Below are 23,843 nucleotides of genomic sequence, written 5' to 3'. Positions count from 1 at the left end.
TGATTTAGATGTATAAGATCAACCCGTCATAGGCCGTTATTATCCCGACGGGATCGAAGATTCGTTCGAACTCTTCGTGGAGCAGCTTGGCGTTATGGCTGAAATGCGTTACAACGATTTTTCCGTCTGGTTTCAAAATGCGTTCCTTCTGAAACTCCCGCTGCGCTTCGAGCACCGTCTCCACGCACATGTGGTTGCGGTCGCGCGAGTTTCCGGTATAGCCGTGCGTGCAGTCGAGAATCGCGCAGTCGAGCTGCCGGCCGCGCAGCCATTGCCACGTCGCTTCCGGAAACCAGCCGGAATCGTGCCCGTACAGCAGCGTTTTGCCGCCTTTCTCGACGACGTACAGCAGACACGTCTCCATCCGGTCGTGGTCCGCGAGCAGCGGCGTCACTCGGGCGTCCCCCGCGAGGAACGTCTCGAAGGGGCGCAGCAGATGGAACGCGAACCGCTCCCCTTCGAAGCGGCCGATGGCGGCGCGCGTCCGCTGCATGACGGCGTCGTTCCCGTAAATATGCAGCGGATGATGCAAGTCGTGCGCGATGCCCGTCCGGCGGCACTCCAGATCGTATGCATTGAAATGATCGGAGTGCGTATGGGTGACGAGCATATGCTCGATCGCGCCGTAATCGATGCCGTATCGAAGCGCTTGCATGAACGAATCGGGCGAATAGTCGAATTTGATCGTATCGTCGACGATGGCGGAAGTGCGCGTGCGAATGTTTTTCCCGCCGAGTTCCCTCGCTTTCGCGCAATATTCGCAGCGGCAGAACGCGTTCGGGTATCCTTCGGCGGCCGCCGTTCCGAGAAAATGAATTTTCATAAGCTGTCTCCTCTGACTGCCACGGATTTCCTCTCGATAATTTCCGTTTGAATTTTGACCGTAAGCTGTTTCTCCTTGGAGCGGTTCATGCGTTTCATCAGCAGTTCGACGCTGGATCGGGCGAGCCGATCGGTATCCTGCCGTACCGTCGTCAGCGGAATCGGCGTCAGCGCCGACAGCTGAATGTCCGAAAATCCGACGATCGACAGCTTGTCCGGCACCGGCACGTTCATGTGCAGCGCCGTGAACAAAGTAGAGATGGCGATATGGTCGTCTCCGCACATCACCGCCGTCATCAGGGGATTGCCCCCGATAAATTGCCGCTGCTCCGGATCGCATTCGTTGATGCGGCTCGGGTCGCAGGGCACGCCTCGGAAATGGATGTACTCGGTTTTGACCGGAATGCCGTGATCGAGCAGCGCCTGGATGTACCCTTGATACCGCTCTTCCCGGCTCGTAATGTTTTCGGTCGCGTTGGACGTATACCCGATGTCGCGATGCCCTTTCTCGATCAAATATTTCGCCATTTGATAAGAGCCCTGGAAGTGATCGTGGTAGACGCAATCGATCTGCACCTCGCGAAAAATGCGGTCGATGATGACGATCGGCACCTGCTGCAGCTTCAGCCGAAGCACTTGGTCGCTGCACGTTTTGCGGCCTTGTGGGAACAGCACCAGGCCGTCGATGCCTCCGTCCACCAGCGTCTGCAGGCATCGGTCTTCGTCGTCTTTGTCCTTGCTGATTTTCAAGATGAGGTCGCAGCCGTGTCGGCGCGCTTCGTGTTCGACCGCCGCGATAATTCTGGACGTGTAGTCCGAGAGATGCGGCACGATGAGCGCGATCCTCCGACCCGATTCCCGGTCGTCCGGGGCGGGCTTTTCGGGGGCCCCGGCGAGCGTGCCGGCCGTCTCCCGCTTGCCGGCGAGGAACGTTCCCCGTCTCGGCAGACGGTATACCACCCCTTGCTCGGCGAGCCGCTCCAGCGCCAGCTTGCTGGTCATGCGGCTGACCCCGAACAGCTTGGCGAGCTCCCCTTCCGATGGAACGGGATCATGCGGCTCGAGTCGTCGGCTTTCGATAATGTCCAGCACCTTGTCGGCGATTTCCAAATACAACTGTCGCTGCGGTTTTTTGGACGGAGAGGCAGGTTTCATGATCGGCAACATTCCTCGTCTTCTTCGATCTCGCGAACCGGAGCCGATCCGCGGCGAACCAGCTCGATCTATTCTGAAGGTAATCGATGTCACTGACATAATCAATGATATATGCGTTAAGATTGTGTAAAGTTTTTACGGCCTTTCTCTTCGGTTCTGTCTTCTATATCAGTGATATAGAATGAAAATCGTCCTGAAACGGTTGCGTTCCCGTCCGAGCCGAGATTGCCGCCGACGGAGGCGGGGCAGCATCGGAGGGTGTGCAATTATTTATGACAAAATGCAATGGATCATTTACATAATGACAATTTCCATTTACAATTAGAACTACCAATAACGCATAGGAGAACAGGGAAATGCTTGAAAACCGAGTACGCGAGCTTCGCGCGCGTTTCAAGTGGACGCAGCAAGATTTAGCCGACGCCGTCGGAGCGACCCGGCAAACGATCGGTTTGATCGAGAAGGGCGATTATGCGCCCTCCGTTACGTTAGCCTTGAAAATCTCCAAGGCATTTCATGTACCGGTGGAAGAAATTTTTTATATAAAGGAGTAGTGCCATGCTTCAGCGCATCTTACGTTCGCCGCTGGTTCCAATGTTTTACTTCCTTCTCATGACCGGTTTCTTGGTGCTTTCTTTAGCGGGTACCGAAAGCGAGTCGCCGCTGATTCGGTATTCGTTTCTGCTATTCGCGCTCCTAGCCTTGGCGTGGATCGCGTTAATTTTTTTGCATAACCGGAACCAACCGCGGCATCCCGTGAAAGCTTGGGGGCTCATTCCCCCCGAGCTTCGCGAGATGGATGAAGGGCAGCAATGGATTACGTTCAAAGCATGTCGAAATGTATACATTTACTATACCGTCGCTTTGCCCTTAGCGGCAGGCGCGTGCTTCGTCCTGGCCGGCCATCGCATTGCGCCGCTCATCTGCATCGGCGTATTAGGATTAGGGCAATACCTCGTTTATTGGCTGACGATTCGTAAATTCAATCGGTTTTGATGGAGAAAGGCGGCTGTTTCTCGAGATTGTTGGAACGGAGAGGAGAGAAAACCAGTTGTTGAAACGAGTACTGGCCCAATCTACGCCTGCGACATTTCGGTTGTTCTTAGCTTTCAACTTTCTAATTTACGGCGTCGCGAAGCTAACCTTCGGCCAGTTCGGCGAACCGACGGCGGATCTTGCGGCTCTCAGAGGGCAAGGCTTTACGGTCGCTTGGACCTTCTTCGGATACTCTCGGACGTACGAAATCTTTATCGGGTTGGGGGAAGTGATCGCCGCGATTCTCATCGCGATTCCTAGAACCTCTACGCTCGGAGCGATGATTTACTTTCCGATTGCGCTTAACGTGATGGCGGTGAATTACTGCTACGATATCGGAGTTCAGGATTTGAGCACCGTGTTGACGCTTATGTGCGTTGTCTTGTTGTGGCTGGATCGGAGAAAGTTCATTCCTTTGGTAGCCGGGAGGGGAATTCGGGAATGACCCCTTTCACCATCATGTTGCTTGTGGGCACGTTCTGCGCCACATCCTTTTATTACGCCGTGAAGGAATGGAGAAACAAAACTTAATCGAAAGACGACACGATTGTGTTCCGGCACATTGGACGAGAGAGGGGTGGTCGTTTGCTGGAGTGGGCGGAAGAAGCGGGTGCGGCGTGGCAGTTTCTGGTTTTGTTTTTGCTTGCGGCGGCGCCTTGGATGGACGTTTCTCTAGTCGTACCTCTCGGGGTCGCCTGGGGATTGTCGCCTGTGTGGGTCGGCGTTACGGCCTTCGCGGGCAATTTTCTCCTTATTTTGCTGCTTGGTCTGTTTTTCAAGCAGATCGATCATTGGAGGCAGGCAAGAAGGGAACGAAAGGGTATCGTCGGTCCGACGAAAAGAGAAACGCGGTCCAAGGCGATTTGGGAAAAATACGGGATCCCGGGATTAGCGCTGCTGGCGCCGATTTTCGTCGGAACCGATATCGCCGCCGTCTTGGCCTTAACCCTCGGCGCCTCCAAAACTCGCGTGGTCGGTTGGATGACGATTAGTTTAGCGTTATGGACGATCGTATTCGCGGCGGCTTCCGTGTACGGACTCAGCTTGTTCCATGCGTTATAACAAACCGAAAGACTTCGATGCCGTTCGGCGGTTCGAAGTCTTTCGGCTTTCTTTAGACATGTCAGGCGAAGCCGAGCGCCAGCGCCATGGCCGCGGCGGCCGCGCCGCCTACGGCCGAACCGGCGGTGTTGACGGCGTCGTTGTTCCAGCCGGCGCGGCCGCGGATGCGCGCGGCCGGCGCCCCGCAGTGACGGGCCTGCTCGATGTCGCGGCCGCATATGCCGCAGCGGTACATGGTCTGCCATGTCGCGCCGATCCACGAATCGGCGAGCGACCCGGCCGCGCCGGCGAGGCCGGCGATCCCGATCCAAGCGGCCGGTCTCAGCGCCGCCGCGACCGCATCCGGCGCAGCCTCGCCGGGCGCCGCGAGCAGCAGCGCCCACGCCGCGGCGCCGATGAAGAGGCCGCCGGCCAGCGAGGCGGTAAGGCCGAGGGCGGAGACGCCGCCGGACGTGCCGGGCGGCACGCGCCGCCCCGTCTTGACCGATCGCGGCGGCGTCCGGCTGAAGGCTCCGATTTCCGTCGCCCACGTATCGGCCGTAACCGCCGCCATGACGCCGAGGAAGGCGTACCACCAGAGCGGATGCGGCCATGCCGCGTGCGCCGCGCACAGCAGCAGCCCCAGCCCTCCGTTCGCGAGCACTTGGCCGGCGTCGCGCCTTCCGGACTTCTCGTAGCCGCTCTCGGCTTCGCGCTTCGCATGCGCTTTCCACTTGGACCACAGCGTCGACGATAGGAAGAACGCGATGAGGGAGCCGAACCAAACCGCGCTGCCGAGCGCGTACATCGCCGTCCCCATTGTGACCGCCGCCAGGAAGCCGGAGCCGGACAGCGACCGTTTCGCATAAGCCGCTCCCGCGATCGCCGCGCTGCCGGCCAACCCTATGAGCCATTCCATCGCATGCTCGCCCCCTGTTTTTCCATCTAGTATACCCGACGCGGCCGGCGCGCGGGAAACGGACCGGGACTTGACTGTAAGCCTAGGGGGTATTGGGGCGCAGAACAAAAGTTGCAAATCATGAAACCCATGATATACTTAATCCAGTTAATGACCAAAAAATGGCGCGGACTTTGGAACGAAGCTGCATATCGATAAAGGCAAACCGGTCGAAAGATCGGGACGCAAAGCCACGGGTCTACACGCTGCGAGCAGCGCATGATCGCCGGGCTGCCGTATACGGAATCAAGACCATCGAACGATGAGCTGCCCCCGCATGCGAGGGCGGCTTTTCTTTTGTGCCGAATCCGCCGCCCCATTCGACAAACTTGGACAACTAGAAGGAGTGCAACGATGAAACCGCTGCTGGAAAGAATGAAAATCATGAATCTGCTGTCCGTCAAAAACAAATTGATCGCCGCGTTCGCCGCGGCGCTGCTGATCCCGACGATCGTCGTCTCCCTGATTTCGTTCACCAACGCAAGAACGGAAATCGAGGACCAGATGGTGAAGGCGGCCGAGCAGAACGTAAATTTATTGAATACGATCATCAACGATTACTTCATTGCCAAGAAGAAAGAAATCAGCGTCTTGGCGGCCACGATCGCCCTTGCGGACGTCGCCGCGCTCGAAGGCACGAACGTCGTCGCGGACGCCGCCGTGCGGGACGAATTGGCGACGTTCATGTCCATCCACGACGAGGTCGAGTTGTCGTTCGTCGGGACGAAGACAGGCCTGTACGTCAATTCGCCGGACAAACGCAACGCGGCCGATTTCGATCCGCGCAAGCGCCCGTGGTTCATCAAAGCGATGGAGCATCAAGGAGAAGCGGTCGTGACCGCTCCGTACGTATCCGCGACGACGGGCAGCCTCGTCGTGACGGTCGCGAAAGTGACGGCGGACGGGAGCGGGGTCGTAGCGTTCAACGTCAACTTGGAGAAGCTTGCCGAGATCGCGAAGCACGTTACGATCGGACGCGAGGGGTACGTGTACATCCTCGACGAGGAGCGGAAATACATCTACCATCCGGCCAACGAAGGCGGCACGGTCGCTGCGGAGAACGAGGAGCACGATAAACTGTATGCCGGGGACTCCGGATCCTTCGACTACGTTCTTAACGGCCGAGACGAGAAAAAGATGGTGTTCGCGACGAACCCCGAAACCGGCTGGAAGATCGCCGGAACGATGTACGAGCGCGAGGTCGCCGCGGAAGCGGCGCCGATCCTGCGCACGACGGCCATCGTGCTGGCTGTAGCGCTGACGCTGTTCGGGGCGATGGTGTTCTGGATCCTCCGTTCCATTCTGCAGCCGCTGCGCAGCATCGGCGTCGGCTCGCGCCATATTAGCGAAGGCGACTTGACGCAGCAGATCGCCGTCGAATCGAGCGACGAGCTGGGACAGCTCGGCCGCAACTTCAACGAGATGGCTTCGTCGCTCCGGTCGATCATTCATCAAATCAACGATAATGTTCATCAGCTCGCCGCTTCCGCCGAGCAGATGAGCGCAAGCTCGGAGCAAAGCTCGTCGGCCGCCGAACAGGTGACCGAGGCGATCCAAGGGGTCGCCGCCGGCTCGGACCGTCAGGCACAGCGAATCGTGGAAACGAAAGATGAATTGAGCGGCATGGCGGAGCAGCTGCGGCTCATGTCGGTCAACGCTTCGGACGTGTCCGACGCGGCCGCCCGTACGAAGGACACGGCGGAGAGCGGGAATGAGTCCATCCAAACGGCGGTCGCGAAAATGAGCTCGATCGGCGGCCGCGTCGGGCAGCTGGCGCAGGACGTGAACGGCTTGGGCGAGCGCTCGAACGAAATCGAGCAGATCGTGAGCGTCATTTCCGGCATCGCTTCCCAGACGAATTTGCTCGCGCTGAACGCTTCGATCGAGGCGGCGCGCGCGGGCGAGCACGGCAGCGGGTTCGCCGTCGTTGCCGCGGAAATCCGCAAGCTTGCGGAGCAATCCGACGAATCGGCGAAGCGGATTTCCGAGTTGGTGCGGTCGATCGGCAGAGATACGCGATCCGCCGTCGCGACGATGGAATTCGTCTCCGGCGAAGTGGCGGAAGGGGTCGGCGTCGTGGACTCGGCGGGACGGGCGTTCGAAGAAATCGTCGAGGCGATCGACGCGGTCGCGCGCCAAATCGAGCAGGTGTCGTCGGCTTCGCAGCGGACGGCCGCCGGCGCGGCCGCGATTCTGGGCGCCATGGAAGAAGTGTCGGCGATCTCCGCGCAATCGTCGGGCAGCATTCAGCAGGTCGTCGCAAGCACCGAGGAGCAGCTCGCTTCGATGCAGGAAATTACGGCCTCCACATCCGTACTCACGAAAATGGCGGAAGAGCTGCAGGGGATGGTCGGCAAATTTAAAGTTTAACGTGTACATAGAACCGGCGTGCCGAGGCGCGCCGGTTTTTTTGTGCGCGAGAACGGACGCCCCGCGCGTTCGACGGTCGACAAATCGCCCGCCGAGTGCCATGATTAGTAGCATTAAACAAAAACGATGCATTCGGGCGGTGCGATCAATCATGAAAGTCATGTTGGTGGACGATGAAATTTTGGCGGTGCAGCATCTTCGGCGGCTGCTCGATTGGGAGTCGCTCGGCTTCGCGGTCGTCGCCGAGGAGACGAATCCGAAGCGGGCGCTCGACAGCTTCGAGCGGCTGCTGCCGGAGCTCGTCATCGTCGATATCAAGATGCCCGGCATGGACGGCATCGAATTCAGCCGCCGCGTGCTGGACAAGCACCCGGAGACGAAAATATTGCTGCTGACGTCGTACAAGGAGTTCGAGTACGCGAAGGCGGCGCTGACGCTCGGCGTCGAAAATTATTTGCTAAAGCACGAGGTCGGCGCCGAGACGCTGCTCGCGGAGCTGCGCCGCATCCGGGACGCGCGGGAGAAGGAGCGGCTGCGAAACCGGCTGTTCCGCCGGGAGCTGCTGCGCGACGTGCTGACCGGGCGGGCGGCGGACCTCGCGGCGCTCGACGATCGGCGAGGCGAGGCGGCCGCGTCGGAGCGGCGGTACGCGCTGTTCCTCCTGCAGCCGGATGCGCCGTTCCTCGCGCGGGAGCCGCGGCCGGAGCCGGCCGACGCGGACGAGCCGTTCCTCGAGCCGCCGATCCCCGCCGCGCTGGAGACGGCCCGCATGGAGCCGAACTTGTGGGCGCTCGTCGCGGCGTTCGCCCCCGAGCCCGGGGCGCGGAATCGGCGCGAGCGGCTGCTCGAGGCGGCGTCCGCGATCCGGCAGGCGCTGAAGGCGCGCGGCGGGCGGGCGGCGGCCGTCTGCGCGGCCGGCGATTTCCGCGAGGCGGCGGAGCTGGCGGCGGCGTACCGGGCGGGCAAGGAAGCGGTGCGCCGCGCGGCGGCGTTCGACGGGGCCGGCAAGACGCTGCTTCTGGAGGACGAGGAGCCGGCGGCCCCGGCGGACCGCGAGCGGCTCCAAGGCGAGCTCGACCGGGCCGCGGCGGCGCTGGCCGCCCTTACGCCGGACGAAGCCGTCCGCGCGCTGCGCGCCGCGTTCGGCGCCGCCGCCGCGAGCCGCGACGTCGAGGCGCTCCGCGACCTGTGCGAGCGGGGGCTGCGGCTGCTGAAGGAGTTCCGCGCCGAATACGCCCTGCCGCCGCTCGAGCCGATGCAGGCGGACGGGCCGCTCGCCGCCGAAGCCGCAGCCGACGCCCGTTCGCCGGCTGACCGCCTCCGCGCCTGGTTCGAGGCGCGGCTGCGGGAGGCGGCGGACGAGGCGCGCGCGTCGTCGAAGCTGTCCGCCAAGGTGCGGCAAGCGCTCGATTACATGCAGAAGCATTACGCGGACGATTTGACGTCGGACAGCATCGCCGGCGCGCTCGGCATCAGCGGCGACCATCTGCGGCACTTGTTCAAGGAAGAGGTCGGCCGCACGATGCTCGAGCACTTGACGCACGTCCGGATGGAGCACGCGAAGCGGCTGCTCGCGGAAGGCAAACATAAAATTTACGAAATTTCCGAGATGGTCGGCTACCGAAGCAGCCAATATTTCAGCCAAGTGTTCCGCAAAGCCGTCGGCGCGAGCCCGAACGAATACGCGGAGAGCAAAGGGAGGCCGGCGCCGTGAGAGCGAAAATCCGCACGAAAATTATCGCCATCTGCGCGTTCGTCATCGTGGCGTCGCTGCTGTCGAGCGGCTATTTCACGTACGCCTACGTCACCGACATCCTGCGCGAGCGCTCGCTCAACGACAGCCGCACGCAGCTCGCGCAAATTTCGTCCCAGCTCGTCCGCGTGCGGGAGCAGGTCGTGAAGCTGGCGGAATATATCGTATCCGACGAAGAAATCAACGCGCGCATCATGCCGATGCCGTCCTCGTCGATCGAGGACGACTATTTCCGCATGACCGAGGTGCAGGATCGGCTGAAGCGGTTCGCCGCGCTCAACGCGTTCATTCTGAACGCCATGATCGTGCGGGAGGACGGGACGACGTTCTCGAACAATTCGGGGTACGCGGATTATTTCGCCGACTACCTGCGGGAGGATTGGTTCCAGGCGTTCCTCGATTCCGGCGCCCGCACCGGCTTCACCGCGCCGCACGACTTCTTTTATTTGAACGGCAATCGAGACGTCTTTAGCTACGCAGTGAAATACAGAAACCTGCAGGAGCCGCGCTCTCCGGAATACTGGCTCGTGCTGGACATTCAATATAGCGAAATCGCGAACGCGTTCGAGCAAAGCTTGTCCGATTTCGAGCAGCTGATGCTGTTCAACGAGGCGGGCGAGATGCTGTTCAGCGGCGGCGCGGCGCCGGACGCGAGCTACGAGCCCATGATCGCGAGGGCGATCGAGTCGGGCGGCCTCGCGGAGGACGACAGCCATATGTATTTGGCGCTCGCTTCGGAGCCGTACGGATGGCATCAAGGGGCCGTCCTGTCCAAGGCGAAGCTGTTCGAGCCGATCAACCGGCTGCTCGACTATTACGTGTTCATCATCATCAGCAGCTTGGTCGCCATGCTCGCGGTCGTGCTGCCGCTCATCGTCAACATCACGAAGCCGATTTCGCGGCTGACGCAGGCGATGAAGCGCGTGTCCGTCGGCGATTTGACGACGAACGTGACGATCCGCAGCGGGGACGAGCTGGAGGTGCTCGGCTCGGGCTTCAACCGGATGGTGAGCGACTTGAAGCAGCATGTCGAAGCGTCGATCCAGCACGAGGAGCTGAAGCGCACGATGCAGATCAGCCTTCTGATGTCGCAAATCAATCCGCATTTCATCTACAACACGCTGAACACCGTCATTTACTTGTCGTACGCGAACCGGAGTCGGGACGCGGCCGTCATGACCGAGGCGTTTATCGGCATTTTGCAGGATACGATCAAGACGGGGGACGGCGTCTTTTTCGCGGCGCTCGGGGAAGAGATGGTCATCGTCGAAAAATATATCGCCATCCAGCAGTTCCGGTATCCGGACCGGTTCCGGGTCGAATGGGAGGTCGAAGAGGAGCTGCGGTCGGCCGTCATCCCGCGCCTCGTCCTGCAGCCGCTCGTCGAGAACGCGATCTTCCACGGCATCGTGCCGATGGAGGAGCCGGAAGGGCGCATTCGCATCGCCGCGCGCCGGGAAGGCGGCGAGCTCATCCTCCTCGTGGAAGACGACGGCGTCGGGCTGGAGGAATCGTCGCCGGAGACCGGCGCGCCGGATCGAAGCGGCAAGCGGGCCGACCAAATGCGGGGCATCGGTCTCGCCAACATTCGGGAGCGCATTCGGTTCCATTACGGGGAGCCGTACGGCGTCGCGGTGGAGAACGGGGCGGCGCGCGGCGTCCGGGCCGTCGTGCGGTTGCCGTACCGCAGCCAGCAATGAAAGCGCAATCTGAAAGCGCAACCGGATTTTATACAAAATAACCGCTTTGTCCGGTATGGGGGCTCTGAAAGCGTTGTTACAATGAAGGCAATGAAGGTGCAAACGCTTTCTACTAAGTTGGAGGGGATTCGATTGAAACAGACCAAAAAAACTTGGCTCTTCCTCGCGCTGTTGCTGGCGATCGCCGTCGCCGTCGTCGGCTGCGGAGGAGCGGGATCGACGACGAGCGGAACGGGAACGGAAAGCCCGGCCGCGCAGGAGGGCGCAGGCGCCGAGCCGGCTTCGCCGGAGGAGCTTACGGCCACGATTAAAGTATGGGATTGGGACGAAACGTTCCTGAAAGAAATGATCCCGGAGTTCAACAAAGCGTACCCGAACATCACGGTCGAATACACCGTCGTTAACCCGAACGACTACTTGCAAAAGCTGCAGAGCGGCATCGCGTCCGGCTCCGACGTGCCGGACGTCATCCTCGGCGAAACGGCGTACCGCGGCAAGCTGTTCGATCTCGGCGTGCTCGACAACCTCGAGCAGGCGCCGTACAACTTCGACCGTTCGCAGCTGCTCGACTACCTCGTGCCGCTCATGTCGAGCCCGAACGGCGAGCTCGTCGGCGTCGACCAGCAAATTACGCCGGCCGGCTTCGCCTACCGCCGCGACCTCGCGAAAGAGCTGCTCGGCACGGACGTGCCGGAAGAGCTGGAAACGCTGCTCGCCGATTGGGACGCGTTCATCGCGAAGGGCAAGGAAGTGCAGGAGAAGAGCGGCGGCAAAGTGACGATGCTGCCGGGCGTCGGCGACGCGTTCATCGCGCTGCGCGGCCAAACCGCTCAAACGTACATCAACGGCACGGAAATCGATTTGACGAAGCGGATGCAGGAGCCGATCGCGAAGCTGATGGAAATGCGCGACGCCGGCATTCTCGGCAAGCACGAGCTGTGGACGCCGTCGTGGTCCGCGTCGATGGCCTCCGGGGAGAACATCTTCTACCCGATGGCGCCTTGGGGACCGAAGTGGCATATCGCCGCGAACGATCCGGAAGGCAGCGGCCGCTGGGGTCTCGTGAAAGCGCCGGGCGGCAGCTTTACGCGCGGCGGCACGTCGATCAGCATTTACAAAGACAGCAAAGTGAAAGAAGCCGCTTGGGCGTACGTGAACTTCATGTACTTGTCCGACGAAGGCACGAAAATCGCGTTCGAGAAATTCGGCTTCACGCCGGGCGTGAAGGCGTTCTATGAAAACAACCAAGACTTGATCGAAGCGGGATCCGAGTTCGACGCGTTCTTCGGCGGCCAAAACCTGACGAAGTACTTCTACGAGAAAATCGTGCCGGGCGTCGTCGGCGAACCGCAAACGAAATACGAGTCGATCGTCGACGGAGCGTTCATGTCGCTCTACCCGCTCTGGACGAAGGATACGGGCATCGACGCGCAAGAAGCGCTCGGCATGTTCATCCAAGAAGTGAAGAACAAAGCGCCGGACGCCGCCGTGAAGTAACGAATAGAGACACGCAAACCGTAACCGCCGCCCGCCTAAGAGCGGCGGTTGCGGTTTCGCGATTTCCGGATAAACGAGGGAGAAACCATGATGGAAGGAATCCACACCGCGACGAAAGCGGCGGCGCCGCGGGCGCCGCGCAAGCGCTGGAACGCATGGCCGTACGTATTCGCGCTGCCGTTCGTTCTGGCGTACGCCGTGTTTCAACTGTATCCGGTCGCCTACTCCTTCTTTCTGAGCTTGCACGATTGGAACGGCGTCGGCGCCAAAACGTACATCGGACTCAAAAATTACATCGATTTGTTTACAAGGGATCCCTTGTTCTACAAATCGCTGTCCAATACGGTCATCATCATGCTCATGAGCACGCCGCTGACCATCTTGCTCGGCGTGACGCTCGCGTACCTGACGTTCCATCTCGCGAAGGGACGGCAATTTTTCCAGACGGTGAACTTCCTGCCGTACATCACGACGCCGGTCGCCATCGGCTTCATTTTCTCGTTCCTGTTCGATTGGCAGACGGGCACGGTGAACCAGCTGCTCGTCAAATCGGGCATCATCGCCGAGGGCGTGTACTGGCTGCAGGGCGAGTGGACGTCGCGCATGATCATCGCGCTGATGATCATTTGGCGGAACCTCGGCTATTTCATGGCGATTTACCTCGCCGGGATGACCGCCATTCCGCAGGACGTCTACGAGGCGGCGAAAATGGACGGCTCGAGCGGGCTGCACACGTTCCGCACGATTACGTTCCCGCTGCTGCGCAACATTACGGTGTTCCTCGTCGTCACCTCCGTCATCGGCGGGCTGCAGCTGTTCGACGAGCCGAAGCTGCTGTACGGCGGCTGGTCCGGCTCGGTGCAGGTCGGCGGTCCGGGCAACGCGGCGCTCACCGTCATCTGGAAATTCGTCGACGATTCGTTCATCTCGAACACGCGCTTCGGCTACGGCTCCGCGATCGCGTACGCGCTGTTCATGATCATCATCGTATTCTCGATTCTCAGCTATCGGCTGACCGCGGGGAAGGAGGAACGCCGATGAAAAAACTCGTCTGGCTGTTTTTAACGGCCGTCACGTTCGCGTCGCTCGTGCCGTTCTACGTCATGATCGTGATGTCGACCCACGTGACCGAAAACATTTTCAAAGGGCTTCCGCTGCTTCCCGGCGATTACTTATGGGAAAACCTGCGGACGGTGTTCTCGGGCAACTTTACGCAGGTGTACGCGAACAGCTTGATCGTCTCCGTCAGCGCGGTCGTTCTGGCCGTGCTGACGAGCGCCATGATCGGCTACTCGATCGCCAAGTTCAAGTTTAAGCTGAACCGAGCGCTGAACTATTTCATCATCGTCACGATGATGGTGCCGACGCAGGTCGGGATCATCGGTTACATTATCGAGATGAAGCATTTGGGCCTCGGCAATACGCTGTTCCCGATCATCTTGATTTGGGCGGCGTTCCCGTTCGGCGCGTTCTTCATGGTGCAGTTCATCAAGGACACGGTGCCGGACGAATTGATCGAGTGCGCGCGGATCGACGGCTGCTCGGAGGGCATGATTTTCTTCCGCATCGTCGCGCCGCTCATCAAGCCGGGCCTCGCGACGCTGGCGACGCTCGTCTTCCTGTGGTCGTGGAACAACTATTTGCTGCCGCTCGTGACGATCAATAACGACCGCTGGTATACGGTGCCGATTTTCGTCTCGAACCTCGGGATCGTGCATCGGACCGACTACGCCGCGCGCATGGCCGCGCTCGCGATCGCGACGCTGCCCGTGCTGCTCGTATTTTTGCTCGGCTCCCGGACGTTCATTAAGGGCATTACGGCGGGCGCGGTGAAAGGATAACCGAAGGAGGAATGGACATGACGGGGACACGCGAGCATTTGCCGCGCAAGCTGACGATCACGATGTGGGATTTTTCTTGGTACACGATGACGATGCCGGACGAGCCGTACCACGACCTCGGCGCCCGGTTCAAGGAAGCGGTCGAGCGCGGCTACAACACGATCCGCGTCTGCGCGATGCCGTGCTTCCTGTTTCCGAACGGCGGCGGGCCGCGGACGGAGCCGCTGCGGTTTTCGAACCTCGGCATGGTCGGCGTTCGCACGCGCTGGTACAACTGCCAGGGCGGGGCGGAGCTGGACGGAACCGCGCATCTGCTGAAGCTGTTCGAGGAAGCGAAGAAGCACGACTGCTATATTATCCTGACTTCCTGGGAATATCAGCAGAGCCCGAGCTTCTTGAAGACGCCGGAGCTGTTCGAAGAGCTGCTCGCCGTGCCGCCGGAGCAGCGATTCCTATACGTGGCGCGCTCGATGGACCGGCTCGTCTCGTTCGCGAAGGACGCCGGGTACGGCGACCGGATCGCGTACGTCGAGCTGCACAACGAGCTGGAGTACGGGCGGCTCAATCAAGTCGCGCTCGACGCGGGCGTCGCCGAGTCGAATACGTCGGGAATCATCCGCCGCATGAAGCCTTATGTGGAGGAGGCGATCGCGTATTTGCGAGAGCGCCATCCGGACGTGCTCGCGACGGGCTGCTACACGCTGAACGATCCGTACCCGAAGGCGCATGTGCCGGACAACGAGCAGGTCGCGCACTTCCATCTGTACATCAACGGCGTGCTGCAGGAGCTGATGGAGGCGACGGGCATTCGCAATCCGGACGTGCCGTTCCCGAATCCGCTCGTCCAGTCGCTGCTGCGGGAGGGCGCGCCGCCGTTCGCCGAGTACGATCTCCCGGAAGGGGAGGAGTGGCGGCTGCACGGCAATCCGGTCGGGCTGAAGCTGCTGTATCTCCACGACTGGGCGGACCCTGTGAAATGGGACTTGTACTTGTACGAACGGTACGGGGCGCACCGCCTCGCGATGCTGCAGAAGATCGACGAGCGGCTCGACGAAGCGGCGGAGTGGGCGATTGATCGCGGACTGCCGGTCGTCATCGGCGAAGGATACGTCGGCTATACGCCGCTGTACGCCCAATTCGAGGAAGGGCCGGTCGGCAAGTCGATCGCGGAATACGCCGTTCGCAAAGGGATGAAGCTCGGCTTCTGGGGCATGGTGCTGTGCTCGAACTGCGCGCCGCATCATCCGTTCTGGGCGGACGTCGAATGGCAACGGAAGTGGAATCGGTACATTTTGGAGAGTTAACTCGGAAGGACCGGCGGGCGCGCCGGTCCTTTTGCATTACGCGTCTAAGCCGCTGCCTGGCGACATACAAGATTTACAACCTAGTAGAAACATGGTATTAATATGAGCATTATCCATCTGGGGAAGGGGCTATTCGAAACCAATGAAGCCTTATATCGTAGCCGCGGATATCGGAACGACGAGCACGAAGGCGGTCGTCGTCGACGCCGACGGCGGCGTTCGCGCGTCGCTGTCGGTCGAGTATCCGCTCTACACGCCTGCCGCCGACCGAGCGGAGCAGGATCCGGACGAGATCGAGCGGGCGGTCGCCGAGGCGGTTCGCTCCTGCGTCGCGAAAGCGGGGATCGGGCCGGACGACGTGCGCTGCGTCGTGTTCAGCTCGGCGATGCACAGCCTGATCGCGCTTGACCGCGACGGCGCTCCGCTCACCCGGTCGATCACGTGGGCGGACAACCGCGCCGCCTCTTATGTAGACGTCTTGCGGCAGCAGACCGACGCTCATGCGATCTACGCCGCTACCGGGACGCCGATCCACCCGATGTCGCCGCTGCTCAAGTTGATGTGGCTGCGGGAGCATGAGCCGGAGCTGTTCGGCCGGGCGCATCGCTTCGTCGGCATTAAGGAGTATGTGCTTGGCCGATGGTTCCCCGACGCCGGACACCTCGTCGACCATTCGATCGCGAGCGCCACGGGCCTGTTCTCATTGCGGGACCGCGATTGGCACGGCCCGGCGCTGGCCGCCGCGGGCGTCGACGCGGACCGGCTGCCGGCGCTCGTGCCGACGACGCACGTGCTGGAGGGGCTCCTTCGCGCGGCGGCGGAGCGGCTCGGGTTAGCTCCGGGCACGCCGGTCGTCGTCGGCGCGTCGGACGGCGTGCTCGCGAACGTCGGCGCCGGCGCGCAGGCGCCGGACGAATTCGCCGTGACGATCGGCACGAGCGGCGCGGTGCGCGCGGTCGTGAAGGAGCCGCGCACGGACGAACGAGGCCGCACGTTCTGCTACGCGCTGACGGACGACCGGTGGGTCGTCGGAGGCGCGATCAACAACGGCGGCGTCCTGTTCCGCTGGGTGCGCGACCACCTCGCCACGAAAGAAGCCGAGGAAGCGCGCGCCGCCGGCATAGACCCGTACGAGCGGCTGACCGAGCTCGCGCAAACCGCGCCCGCCGGCAGCGGCGGGCTCGTCGTGCTGCCGCTGTTCGCCGGCGAGCGGGCGCCGTATTGGAACGCCGACGTGCGCGGCGTCTTCTTCGGCCTCTCGCTCGCGCACGGCAAGCCGCACATGATTCGCGCCGTGCTCGAGGGCGTCGGCTACGCGGTGCGCTCCGTCGCGGAAGCGGTCGAAGCCGCCGCCGGCAAGCCGAGCCGCATCGTCGCCTCGGGCGGCTTCGCCCGCTCGCCGTTCTGGCGCCAGACGATCGCCGACATCCTCGGCGCGCCGCTCACCGTGCCGGACGCGATCGAAAGCTCCGCGCTCGGCGCGGCGGCGCTCGGCCGCGTCGCGCTCGGCGACTGGCGCGATTTCGAGCCGGCGCGGGCATGGTCCGCGGCGTCGCATACGCACGAGCCGAATCCGCAGACGCGCGCGGCGTACGACGAGCTGTTCGCGATCTACGGCGAATTGTACCCGAGACTCGAGGGGCCGTTCCGGCACATCGTCGAATTCCAAAAGAAATAAGATGCATGATATTGCCTCTCCGGGGAATTCTCCCGGGGAGGCTTTGTTTTTATACCCGATAATTTTCTACCCTGCATCCGATCATCGTCACCTTACGCCTTTCTCCCGGCACGCCTACAATGAGAGTTAGAAAGACAAGAGCGATAGAGAACATGGGAGGTCACGAAATATGAAGAAGAACCATATGAAATTAGGCGTCGTCTTGACGCTATGCGCATCGGTGCTCGCCGCTTGCGGCGGCGGCAACGCGGGCCAAGGCGGCGGGGCCGCCGGGCAAGAGAAAGTGACGCTGACGATTTGGCACAACTGGGCGGGCCAAGACGCGAAAGCGGTCGCGATGCGCGGTTTGCTCGACGAGTTCGGCGCGGCGCATCCGGAGATCGAGCTCGAAATCGAGGGGCTCCCGACGGACGGCCTCAAGACGCGTCTGCGTACGGCGGCAGCGGCCGACGAAATGCCGGACTTGTTCGTCATGTGGCCGGACGCGATGACGAAAGAATTCGCCGCCGGCGATCTGCTTCAGCCGATCAACGAATTTCTAGACAGCAAGCCGGAGTGGAAGAATAACTTCATCCCGAACGCGCTGGACGGATACACGGTCGACGGCAGCATCTACTCCGTGCCGATGAACTTGGCGCCGACGTCGTTGATCTATTACAACCAATCGATTTTCGACCAATACGGCGTGAAGGTTCCGGAAACGTGGGACGAACTCAAAGCGGCGGTCGAGACGTTCAACCAGAACGGCGTCATTCCGATCGCGCTCGGCAACAAGGCGAACTGGGTCGCGCAGTCGACGATCTTCAGCTCCCTCGCCGATCGCGTCACCGGTTCGGAATGGTTCCTGAAGGCCGCGGCGCAGGACGGCGCGACGTTCGAGGATCCGCAATTCATCGCGGCGCTCGAGAAGATGCAGGAGCTTAGCGAAATGAAGGCGTTCCAAGACGGCTTCAACAGCATCGACGAGACGCAAATGATGCAGCTGTACGCGCAAGGCCAAGCGGCGATGTTCATCAGCGGCGGCTGGGCGCTGTCCAACCTCGTCAAGACGGCGCCGGAAGAGGTGCTGAACGCGACGAACATTACGATTCTGCCGTCCGTCGAAGGCGGCCTCGGCGATCAGAAAGCGACATCCGGCGTCGTCGGCACGGGCCTCGGCGTCAGCAAGAAGCTTGAAGGAGCGGAGAAGGACGCGGCGCTCGAGCTGCTGTACGCGATGGCCGGTCCGGAAGGCCAGAAGGCGACGCTCGAAAGCAGCACATTGGTCAGCTACAATATCGAGCTCGACGAAAGCAAGGCGCATCCGTTGTTCGTGAAGCTGTACAACCTGATGAAGACGACGCCGATCACGCCGGTGTACGACGCGAAGCTGAGCTCCGCCTCGGTCGAAGTCATCAACAACGGCTTGCAAGAGCTGCTCATGGGCGGCAATCCGGCGGACATCGCGAAGAAGCTTCAAGATACGCAAGCGAGAGAGCTCGGTAAATAATCCAATTCCCGTAATCCCCAGCCCTCCGTTCGGAGGGCTGGCTATCATTTGCTGAAGGAAGTGAACCGAATGAATTTGACGAAGCAGCGAAATTTCATCGTCCTGAGCCTGCTGCCGGCCATCGCCATTTATGTGTTGTTCGTATTCGTGCCGGTCGTCTGGTCCGCCTATTACGGCTTTTACGACTGGCCGGGAATCGGGGACAAGCGTTTCATCGGCTTCGCCAATTACGTCGAGATTTTCCATGACCCGATCTTCTGGCGAGCGCTGAAAAACAACCTGCTGTTCGTGCTCGCATCCGTATTCGGACAAGTGCCGCTCGCGCTCGTATTGGCGATCGTGCTCCATAAGAGCAATCTGGTCCAGCGGTTCCTGCGATCGGCCGTCTTCATTCCGATGGTGCTCTCCACGGTCGTCATCGGCATGATTTGGCAATATATTTATCATCCGCAAATCGGCATTTTGAACTCTTTGCTGGATTCTCTCGGCCTCTCCGGCTGGAAGCTGCAATGGCTGTCCGACCCGAACATCGCGATTTTCTCGCTGATGCCTCCGCTCATTTGGAGCTTCGTCGGCTTATATCTCATCATTTTCGCGTCCGCGTTCCAAAACATTCCCGGCGAAATTCACGACGCCGCGCTGATCGACGGCGCCGAGGGCGCCAGAAAGCTGTTTTCGATTACGATTCCTATGATCTGGACAACCATCCAAGTCGCGATCGTTCTGTGTATTTCCGGAAGTCTGAAATCGTTCGATTTGGTTTATATCATGACCAAAGGCGGTCCGGCCCACGCGACGGAGCTGCTGGCGACATACATGTACAATTCTACTTTCACATCGTACCGGTACGGCTTCGGCAGCGCCATTTCCACATCGATCGTGCTCATCAGCCTGCTTTTGATCGGCACGAGCCAGTGGTTTATGAGCCGAAGAGGGAAAAAATAAAGGGGAGGGGATCCTTATGGTCAATCATATGTCTGTCGCGGCAGCGCAGAAGGCGGCCAGGACGGCGCCGGATGCGTCGAAGTGGAAAGAGGCCTTGGTTTGGTCGGGTCTCGCCGCTTATGGTATTTTAACCTTATACCCGCTATATTGGCTCATCATCAGCGCATTCAAAGATACGATGGATTTCTTCAATCGTCCGTTCGGACTTCCGTCGGTCTGGCATTTCGATAACTTCGCGCGCGCCTGGGAAGCGTCGAAGATGGGCACGGCGTTCCTGAACTCCGTGATCGTTTCGGTCGGTTCGCTCGCGCTGACGCTCTTGGTCGCGGCCTTGGCGTCCTACGTGCTTTCCCGATTTCAATTCCGTCTGAAAGGGTGGGTCATGGCCTTCTTCGTCGTAGGCATGTTGATCCCGATCCACAGCACCTTGGTTCCTCTGTTTATTCTTATGAAGCAGATGTCGCTGCTGAATACGTATTGGGCGTTGATCCTGCCCTACACCGCATTCGCGCTGCCGACCGCGATTTTCGTATTGGCGGCTTACATGACGTCGATTCCGAAAGAAATCGAAGAAGCGGCGTTCATCGACGGTACGGGGCTGTGGGGCGTCTTTTTCCGTATGATTCTCCCGATGTCCGTGCCCGCGATTTCCACCGTGTCGATTATCAGCTTCTTGCATTATTGGAATGACTTCTCGTTCGCGCTGGTGTTCATCAGCAAGACGAGCATGAAGACGTTGCCGCTCAGCATCGCCATCCTGGCGGACAGCTCGCAGACCGACTTCGGCTTGACGATGGCCGCGATGGTGCTGGCCGTCCTTCCGACGATTGCGATTTATCTCTTGTTCCAAGAGCAAATTATGAAAGGCATGACGGCCGGAGCGGTGAAAGGGTAACGCGATTCGAAAAGGGAGGACCGAGCGATGAAGAGATGGCTGGGACAATCTTTGCAGCGCAAATTGAGCGTATTCATGCTGCTTTCTACGATCCTGCCGTTGCTCGCGCTCGGTTTATTTTCGTACCTTACCTCATCCCGCATCACGGAGCAAAACACGAGGCTGACCGGGACCGAATCGCTCGAGCAGATGACGACGAACGTCGGATTCATGATCCAAGATGTCGAGCACCTGTCCGTCTTTCTCATCAGCCAGCGGAACGTGCAGCAATTTCTCGCGCTCGAGCGGGACCAGCTGGCGCTGCGCTCGAACGTGGACGAGCTGCTCACGAATTTGCTGTTCGGGAAAGATTACATTTTCAATATTACGCTTTACCCGAAAAACGATGTGCCGAGCCTGTCCACGATGACGATCTACGAGTCCGAGTTCGACCGGCTGATTCGCGTTAGGGACGTCAAGGAGAAAACGTGGACGCCGTTGTACGAACTCCGCAATTTCTCCGGGACCCATCAGGTGGTCACGTTCGTGAGGCCGGTGCGCCGGTTAACCGGCAACGTCGAGACGATCGGGTGGCTGAGCATCACGCTGAGCGAAGCCGCCCTCTCCCGCAATTGGTCCGACCCGCAGCTCGGCGATGCGGAGATCGCGCTCGTCAACGAGGACGGCATGATTTTGTCGTCCACCGACAAAAGCGCGCTGCGCGAATCGTTCGCGTCGCTCGTCCCGGGCGCGCCGCCGATCCCCGCGTCGAACGGCAGCTTCCTCTTCGGAGAAGGGGCCGACAAGCTGACGGTTCTGCACCATCGCGTGCCGTCGACCGCTTGGACGCTCATCGGCACGATTCCGTACGCGCAGTACAGCCACCAAAATCGGTACATTTTGCAGCTGACGGCGGTCGTCGTCGCGCTGGCCGTCTTGATCAACGTCGGATTGACGCTGTTTCTCGTCCGGCGCGTCACGAATCCGCTCCGCGTCTTGACGAGGCTGCTCGCCAAGGTCGATCCGAACAAGCCGATGCACGCGTACCCCATCGATTCATCGGACGAAATCGGAAGATTGGCGCACAGCTACAATACGTTAGGAAAGCATATCGAGCGGCTGAAAGAGCAGCTGATTCAGAACGAATCGCGCAAGAAGGAAGCGGATTTGCGCGCGCTTCAGGCGCAAATCAACCCGCATTTTCTATACAACACCTTGTCTTCGATTCAATGGATCGCGCTGATGAACGAGGAGAACCGCATCGCGGAAATGGTGGGCGCGTTAGGCGACTTCCTCCGATTCAGTCTGAACAACGGGAAAGACTTTTGCACCGTGGGGCAGGAGATCGCGCATATCCGCAATTACGCGGCCGTGCAAGCGATCCGATACCCGGATAAATTCACGATCGATTATTCCGTCGACCCGACGCTCGAAGAGACGTACATGCTGAAGCTGCTGCTCCAGCCGATCGTCGAGAACGCCTTGGTGCACGGCATCCAGAAGAAGCCGGGGCAGGGCACGATCGCCATCCATGTCGAGCGGATCGGGCGGCGCATGTGCTTCCAAGTGCTCGACAGCGGCAAAGGCATGACGGAGGAGCAGCTGGCGCGGCTGCGCGGCAAGCTCGAAGCGCCGGACATCGAAGAGACGTCCCCGCCGGGCAGCGGGTACGGGCTGCGCAACGTGAACGAGCGCCTGCAGCTGCATTACGGGGCCGAATCCCGCCTCAAGATCGACAGCCGGCCCGAAGCGGGTACGCGCGTATCGTTTTCTATCCCTATCATGGAGGAACAACCATGAAAGTCATGATCGTAGACGACGAAGTGATCATTCGGACGGGGCTCGCGAAGGTCATCAAGTGGCGCGAGCTGGGGCTCGAGCTGCTGCCGCCGGCGGAATCCGGCGAAGAAGCGATCGAGCGCATGGGCGCCGAGCGGCCCCATATTTTGCTGACCGACATTCGAATGACGGGAATGAACGGGCTCGAGCTCGCCGAAGAGGCGAGGCGGCTGCTGCCGGATCTCGAGGTCATCATTCTGTCCGGCTACGACGATTTTACGTACACGCAGCAAGCAATACGCAGCCAAGTCAACGATTATTTGCTGAAGACGACCCGGCCCGAAGAGATCATCAAAGCGGTCTTGAAGGCGAAGCAGCGGATCGAACAGCGTTGGGCCGAGCAGAGCGACGATTATTTCAAAAAGAAAGAGGCGCGCAATCGGCTGTTCGAACGTTGGATCGTGAGCGGGGATTATTCGGGCATCGACGCGAAGATGCTGGAATCGGTGCTGCCCCGGTTGGTCGCAGAGGACGAGCGCGGCGCGGACGACGGCTTCCAGATCTTCTTCGCAGCCGGAGAAGGCTGGGAGAAACGGTCCGATGCGTCAAGCTCGCTGCTCTTGTTCGCGATCGAAAATATGCTTCACGATCTTATGACCTGCGAGACGCTGCTGCAGCCGAACCGAGTCGTGGCCGCGATCCGGGCCGACCGGGACGCGCGCGATCGGCGCGCGGCGTTCGAGAAAATCGAGGCGCTGCTCAAGTGCAAGCTGTTCGTCGCGTACGGCAAGAAGGTGCCCGGTCTCGCCTCTTTGCACGAATCGTACGGCACGGCGGAAATCGCCTTCGGATACATGGGCCTCGTGCCGGGGAACGTCTGCGACTACGCGGACATCGAGCATCGTAAGGGAGGGCAGGCGGCCTTCTCCAATCGCGACGAGGTCGAGTTGCACGGCATTCTCATGGAAGACGATTCGGTCGCGCTCAAGGAATGGGCGCAGCGATTCGTCGACGCGCTGCTCGGCGACGAACAATTCACGTTGGAGTCGCTGGAGGCTTCGATTCAGGCGGCGGCCGTCTCCGCTCAACGCTGGATCGAGAAGGTGTTAACCGTCACCGGGCGGTCCGGAAGCGATCTGCAGCTGCCGCATTTCCGTTTCGAAGGGGGACGGCGGCCGACGGACGCTTTGTTTCAATATTTGTATTCGGTTATGAAGCTGTTCCACCATACGCTGGCCGAAGGGCAAGCGGCGTACATTCATAAGGCGAAAGCGTTCATCGAGACGAACTTGGGCGGGGACGTCGGTTTGCAGCGCGTCGCGAAGCATGTGCATCTTCACCCGAACCATTTCAGCGAAATTTTCAAAAAGGAGGTCGGAATGACGTTCAGCGACTACGTGACGCGGCAGCGGATGCGGCGCGCGGAGGAAATCTTGGCGACGTCGCCGGCGAAAATCAGCGATGTCGCCGGATCGGTCGGCTACGAAGACGTCAAATATTTCGGCCAAATTTTCAAGAAACATACCGGAAAAACGCCGAGCGAATACCGCGAGAGGCCTTCCGCCAACTGAGGCCGCCCGGGTTGCGTCCGGATACGCAGGG

The 23,843-nt window shown here is 60.5% G+C and carries 20 protein-coding genes and 1 riboswitch; of the genes, 17 read left to right on the top strand and 3 right to left on the bottom strand.

Translation table 11 applies throughout. The annotated features are described in order from the left end of the window. Positions 1-4 precede the first annotated feature (4 nt). Together VE009_RS02190 and VE009_RS02185 are read right to left on the bottom strand one after the other, a co-directional pair. A complete protein-coding gene (locus VE009_RS02190) occupies positions 5-823 on the bottom strand; it encodes an MBL fold metallo-hydrolase (RefSeq protein WP_325005749.1) in 819 nt (272 codons plus the stop codon). Beyond that, entirely contained in the window at positions 820-1,977 is a 1,158-nt protein-coding gene (locus VE009_RS02185; protein ID WP_325005748.1) for a GntR family transcriptional regulator, read from the bottom strand. Before VE009_RS02185 ends, VE009_RS02190 begins: the two co-directional genes overlap by 4 nt. Before the next feature lie 356 nt (positions 1,978-2,333). Here VE009_RS02185 and VE009_RS02180 point away from each other — a divergent pair, with 356 nt between their 5' ends. The 4 genes from VE009_RS02180 to VE009_RS02165 all read left to right on the top strand — a co-directional run bounded on the left by VE009_RS02180 (position 2,334) and on the right by VE009_RS02165 (position 4,074). Beyond that, complete coding sequence (locus VE009_RS02180; protein ID WP_325005747.1) at positions 2,334-2,531, top strand: helix-turn-helix transcriptional regulator; 198 nt, start codon at positions 2,334-2,336, stop codon at positions 2,529-2,531. A 4-nt stretch (positions 2,532-2,535) separates the two neighbouring features. Next, positions 2,536-2,973: a hypothetical protein gene (locus VE009_RS02175; RefSeq protein ID WP_325005746.1), complete on the top strand. Its 438-nt coding sequence runs from the start codon at positions 2,536-2,538 to the stop codon at positions 2,971-2,973. A 55-nt stretch (positions 2,974-3,028) separates the two neighbouring features. Further along, positions 3,029-3,457 (top strand): hypothetical protein, encoded by a 429-nt coding sequence (locus tag VE009_RS02170; protein ID WP_325005745.1) that lies wholly within the window; start codon positions 3,029-3,031, stop codon positions 3,455-3,457. A gap of 140 nt (positions 3,458-3,597) precedes the next feature. After that, on the top strand, positions 3,598-4,074 hold the full coding sequence (locus VE009_RS02165; RefSeq protein WP_325005744.1) for a small multi-drug export protein: 477 nt from the start codon (positions 3,598-3,600) through the stop codon (positions 4,072-4,074). 61 nt (positions 4,075-4,135) lie between these two features. Here the strand turns inward: VE009_RS02165 and VE009_RS02160 are convergent, their stop codons facing one another. Beyond that, on the bottom strand, positions 4,136-4,972 hold the full coding sequence (locus tag VE009_RS02160) for a DUF92 domain-containing protein (RefSeq protein ID WP_325005743.1): 837 nt from the start codon (positions 4,970-4,972) through the stop codon (positions 4,136-4,138). Between the two features lie 189 nt (positions 4,973-5,161). Continuing rightward, a riboswitch (cyclic di-GMP riboswitch) is annotated at positions 5,162-5,250 on the top strand. A 115-nt stretch (positions 5,251-5,365) separates the two neighbouring features. Between VE009_RS02160 and VE009_RS02155 the strand changes: the two genes are divergently transcribed. The 13 genes from VE009_RS02155 to VE009_RS02095 all read left to right on the top strand — a co-directional run bounded on the left by VE009_RS02155 (position 5,366) and on the right by VE009_RS02095 (position 23,812). Beyond that, entirely contained in the window at positions 5,366-7,381 is a 2,016-nt protein-coding gene (locus VE009_RS02155; protein WP_325005742.1) for a methyl-accepting chemotaxis protein, read from the top strand. 151 nt (positions 7,382-7,532) lie between these two features. Continuing rightward, a complete protein-coding gene (locus VE009_RS02150; RefSeq protein ID WP_325005741.1) occupies positions 7,533-9,095 on the top strand; it encodes a response regulator transcription factor in 1,563 nt (520 codons plus the stop codon). Further along, positions 9,092-10,834, top strand: coding sequence for a sensor histidine kinase (locus VE009_RS02145; protein ID WP_325005740.1), 1,743 nt, complete (start codon positions 9,092-9,094; stop codon positions 10,832-10,834). The genes VE009_RS02150 and VE009_RS02145 overlap by 4 nt, the downstream gene beginning before the upstream one ends. A 132-nt stretch (positions 10,835-10,966) precedes the next feature. Next, a complete protein-coding gene (locus VE009_RS02140; protein WP_325005739.1) occupies positions 10,967-12,331 on the top strand; it encodes an ABC transporter substrate-binding protein in 1,365 nt (454 codons plus the stop codon). A gap of 87 nt (positions 12,332-12,418) precedes the next feature. Then, positions 12,419-13,372 carry a sugar ABC transporter permease gene (locus VE009_RS02135; RefSeq protein WP_325005738.1) on the top strand — a complete coding sequence of 318 codons (954 nt, stop codon included), beginning with the start codon at positions 12,419-12,421 and terminating at the stop codon, positions 13,370-13,372. Further along, a complete protein-coding gene (locus VE009_RS02130; RefSeq protein ID WP_325005737.1) occupies positions 13,369-14,172 on the top strand; it encodes a carbohydrate ABC transporter permease in 804 nt (267 codons plus the stop codon). The genes VE009_RS02135 and VE009_RS02130 overlap by 4 nt, the downstream gene beginning before the upstream one ends. Before the next feature lie 17 nt (positions 14,173-14,189). After that, positions 14,190-15,476, top strand: coding sequence for a cellulase-like family protein (locus VE009_RS02125; protein ID WP_325005736.1), 1,287 nt, complete (start codon positions 14,190-14,192; stop codon positions 15,474-15,476). Between the two features lie 142 nt (positions 15,477-15,618). Continuing rightward, positions 15,619-17,154 (top strand): gluconokinase, encoded by a 1,536-nt coding sequence (locus VE009_RS02120; RefSeq protein ID WP_325005735.1) that lies wholly within the window; start codon positions 15,619-15,621, stop codon positions 17,152-17,154. Between the two features lie 169 nt (positions 17,155-17,323). Continuing rightward, entirely contained in the window at positions 17,324-18,643 is a 1,320-nt protein-coding gene (locus tag VE009_RS02115) for an extracellular solute-binding protein (protein ID WP_325005734.1), read from the top strand. 69 nt (positions 18,644-18,712) lie between these two features. Continuing rightward, positions 18,713-19,588 (top strand): sugar ABC transporter permease, encoded by an 876-nt coding sequence (locus VE009_RS02110; protein ID WP_325005733.1) that lies wholly within the window; start codon positions 18,713-18,715, stop codon positions 19,586-19,588. Positions 19,589-19,604: 16 nt separating this feature from the next. Beyond that, positions 19,605-20,483, top strand: coding sequence for a carbohydrate ABC transporter permease (locus VE009_RS02105; RefSeq protein WP_414694758.1), 879 nt, complete (start codon positions 19,605-19,607; stop codon positions 20,481-20,483). Positions 20,484-20,510: 27 nt separating this feature from the next. Beyond that, a complete protein-coding gene (locus VE009_RS02100; protein ID WP_325005732.1) occupies positions 20,511-22,262 on the top strand; it encodes a sensor histidine kinase in 1,752 nt (583 codons plus the stop codon). Beyond that, a complete protein-coding gene (locus VE009_RS02095; protein WP_325005731.1) occupies positions 22,259-23,812 on the top strand; it encodes a response regulator transcription factor in 1,554 nt (517 codons plus the stop codon). The genes VE009_RS02100 and VE009_RS02095 overlap by 4 nt, the downstream gene beginning before the upstream one ends. Positions 23,813-23,843: the final 31 nt, after the last annotated feature.

Origin of the sequence: Paenibacillus sp. (genome assembly GCF_035645195.1) — a bacterium.
In the GTDB taxonomy this organism is placed as follows: Bacteria; Bacillota; Bacilli; order Paenibacillales; family YIM-B00363; genus Paenibacillus_AE.
This window is presented reverse-complemented; position numbering and strand designations above follow the sequence as displayed.

Excerpts from the sequence above, each read along its gene's own strand:
- VE009_RS02100 (WP_325005732.1), top strand. The coding sequence starts at position 20,511 with ATGAAGAGATGGCTGGGACAATCTTTGCAGCGCAAATTGAGCGTATTC.
- VE009_RS02175 (WP_325005746.1), top strand. The coding sequence starts at position 2,536 with ATGCTTCAGCGCATCTTACGTTCGCCGCTGGTTCCAATGTTTTACTTC.
- VE009_RS02160 (WP_325005743.1), bottom strand. The coding sequence starts at position 4,972 with ATGGAATGGCTCATAGGGTTGGCCGGCAGCGCGGCGATCGCGGGAGCG.
- VE009_RS02155 (WP_325005742.1), top strand. The coding sequence starts at position 5,366 with ATGAAACCGCTGCTGGAAAGAATGAAAATCATGAATCTGCTGTCCGTC.
- VE009_RS02180 (WP_325005747.1), top strand. The coding sequence starts at position 2,334 with ATGCTTGAAAACCGAGTACGCGAGCTTCGCGCGCGTTTCAAGTGGACG.
- VE009_RS02190 (WP_325005749.1), bottom strand. The coding sequence starts at position 823 with ATGAAAATTCATTTTCTCGGAACGGCGGCCGCCGAAGGATACCCGAAC.
- VE009_RS02150 (WP_325005741.1), top strand. The coding sequence starts at position 7,533 with ATGAAAGTCATGTTGGTGGACGATGAAATTTTGGCGGTGCAGCATCTT.
- VE009_RS02120 (WP_325005735.1), top strand. The coding sequence starts at position 15,619 with ATGAAGCCTTATATCGTAGCCGCGGATATCGGAACGACGAGCACGAAG.
- VE009_RS02110 (WP_325005733.1), top strand. The coding sequence starts at position 18,713 with ATGAATTTGACGAAGCAGCGAAATTTCATCGTCCTGAGCCTGCTGCCG.
- VE009_RS02185 (WP_325005748.1), bottom strand. The coding sequence starts at position 1,977 with ATGAAACCTGCCTCTCCGTCCAAAAAACCGCAGCGACAGTTGTATTTG.
- VE009_RS02125 (WP_325005736.1), top strand. The coding sequence starts at position 14,190 with ATGACGGGGACACGCGAGCATTTGCCGCGCAAGCTGACGATCACGATG.
- VE009_RS02095 (WP_325005731.1), top strand. The coding sequence starts at position 22,259 with ATGAAAGTCATGATCGTAGACGACGAAGTGATCATTCGGACGGGGCTC.
- VE009_RS02130 (WP_325005737.1), top strand. The coding sequence starts at position 13,369 with ATGAAAAAACTCGTCTGGCTGTTTTTAACGGCCGTCACGTTCGCGTCG.
- VE009_RS02135 (WP_325005738.1), top strand. The coding sequence starts at position 12,419 with ATGATGGAAGGAATCCACACCGCGACGAAAGCGGCGGCGCCGCGGGCG.
- VE009_RS02105 (WP_414694758.1), top strand. The coding sequence starts at position 19,605 with ATGGTCAATCATATGTCTGTCGCGGCAGCGCAGAAGGCGGCCAGGACG.
- VE009_RS02115 (WP_325005734.1), top strand. The coding sequence starts at position 17,324 with ATGAAGAAGAACCATATGAAATTAGGCGTCGTCTTGACGCTATGCGCA.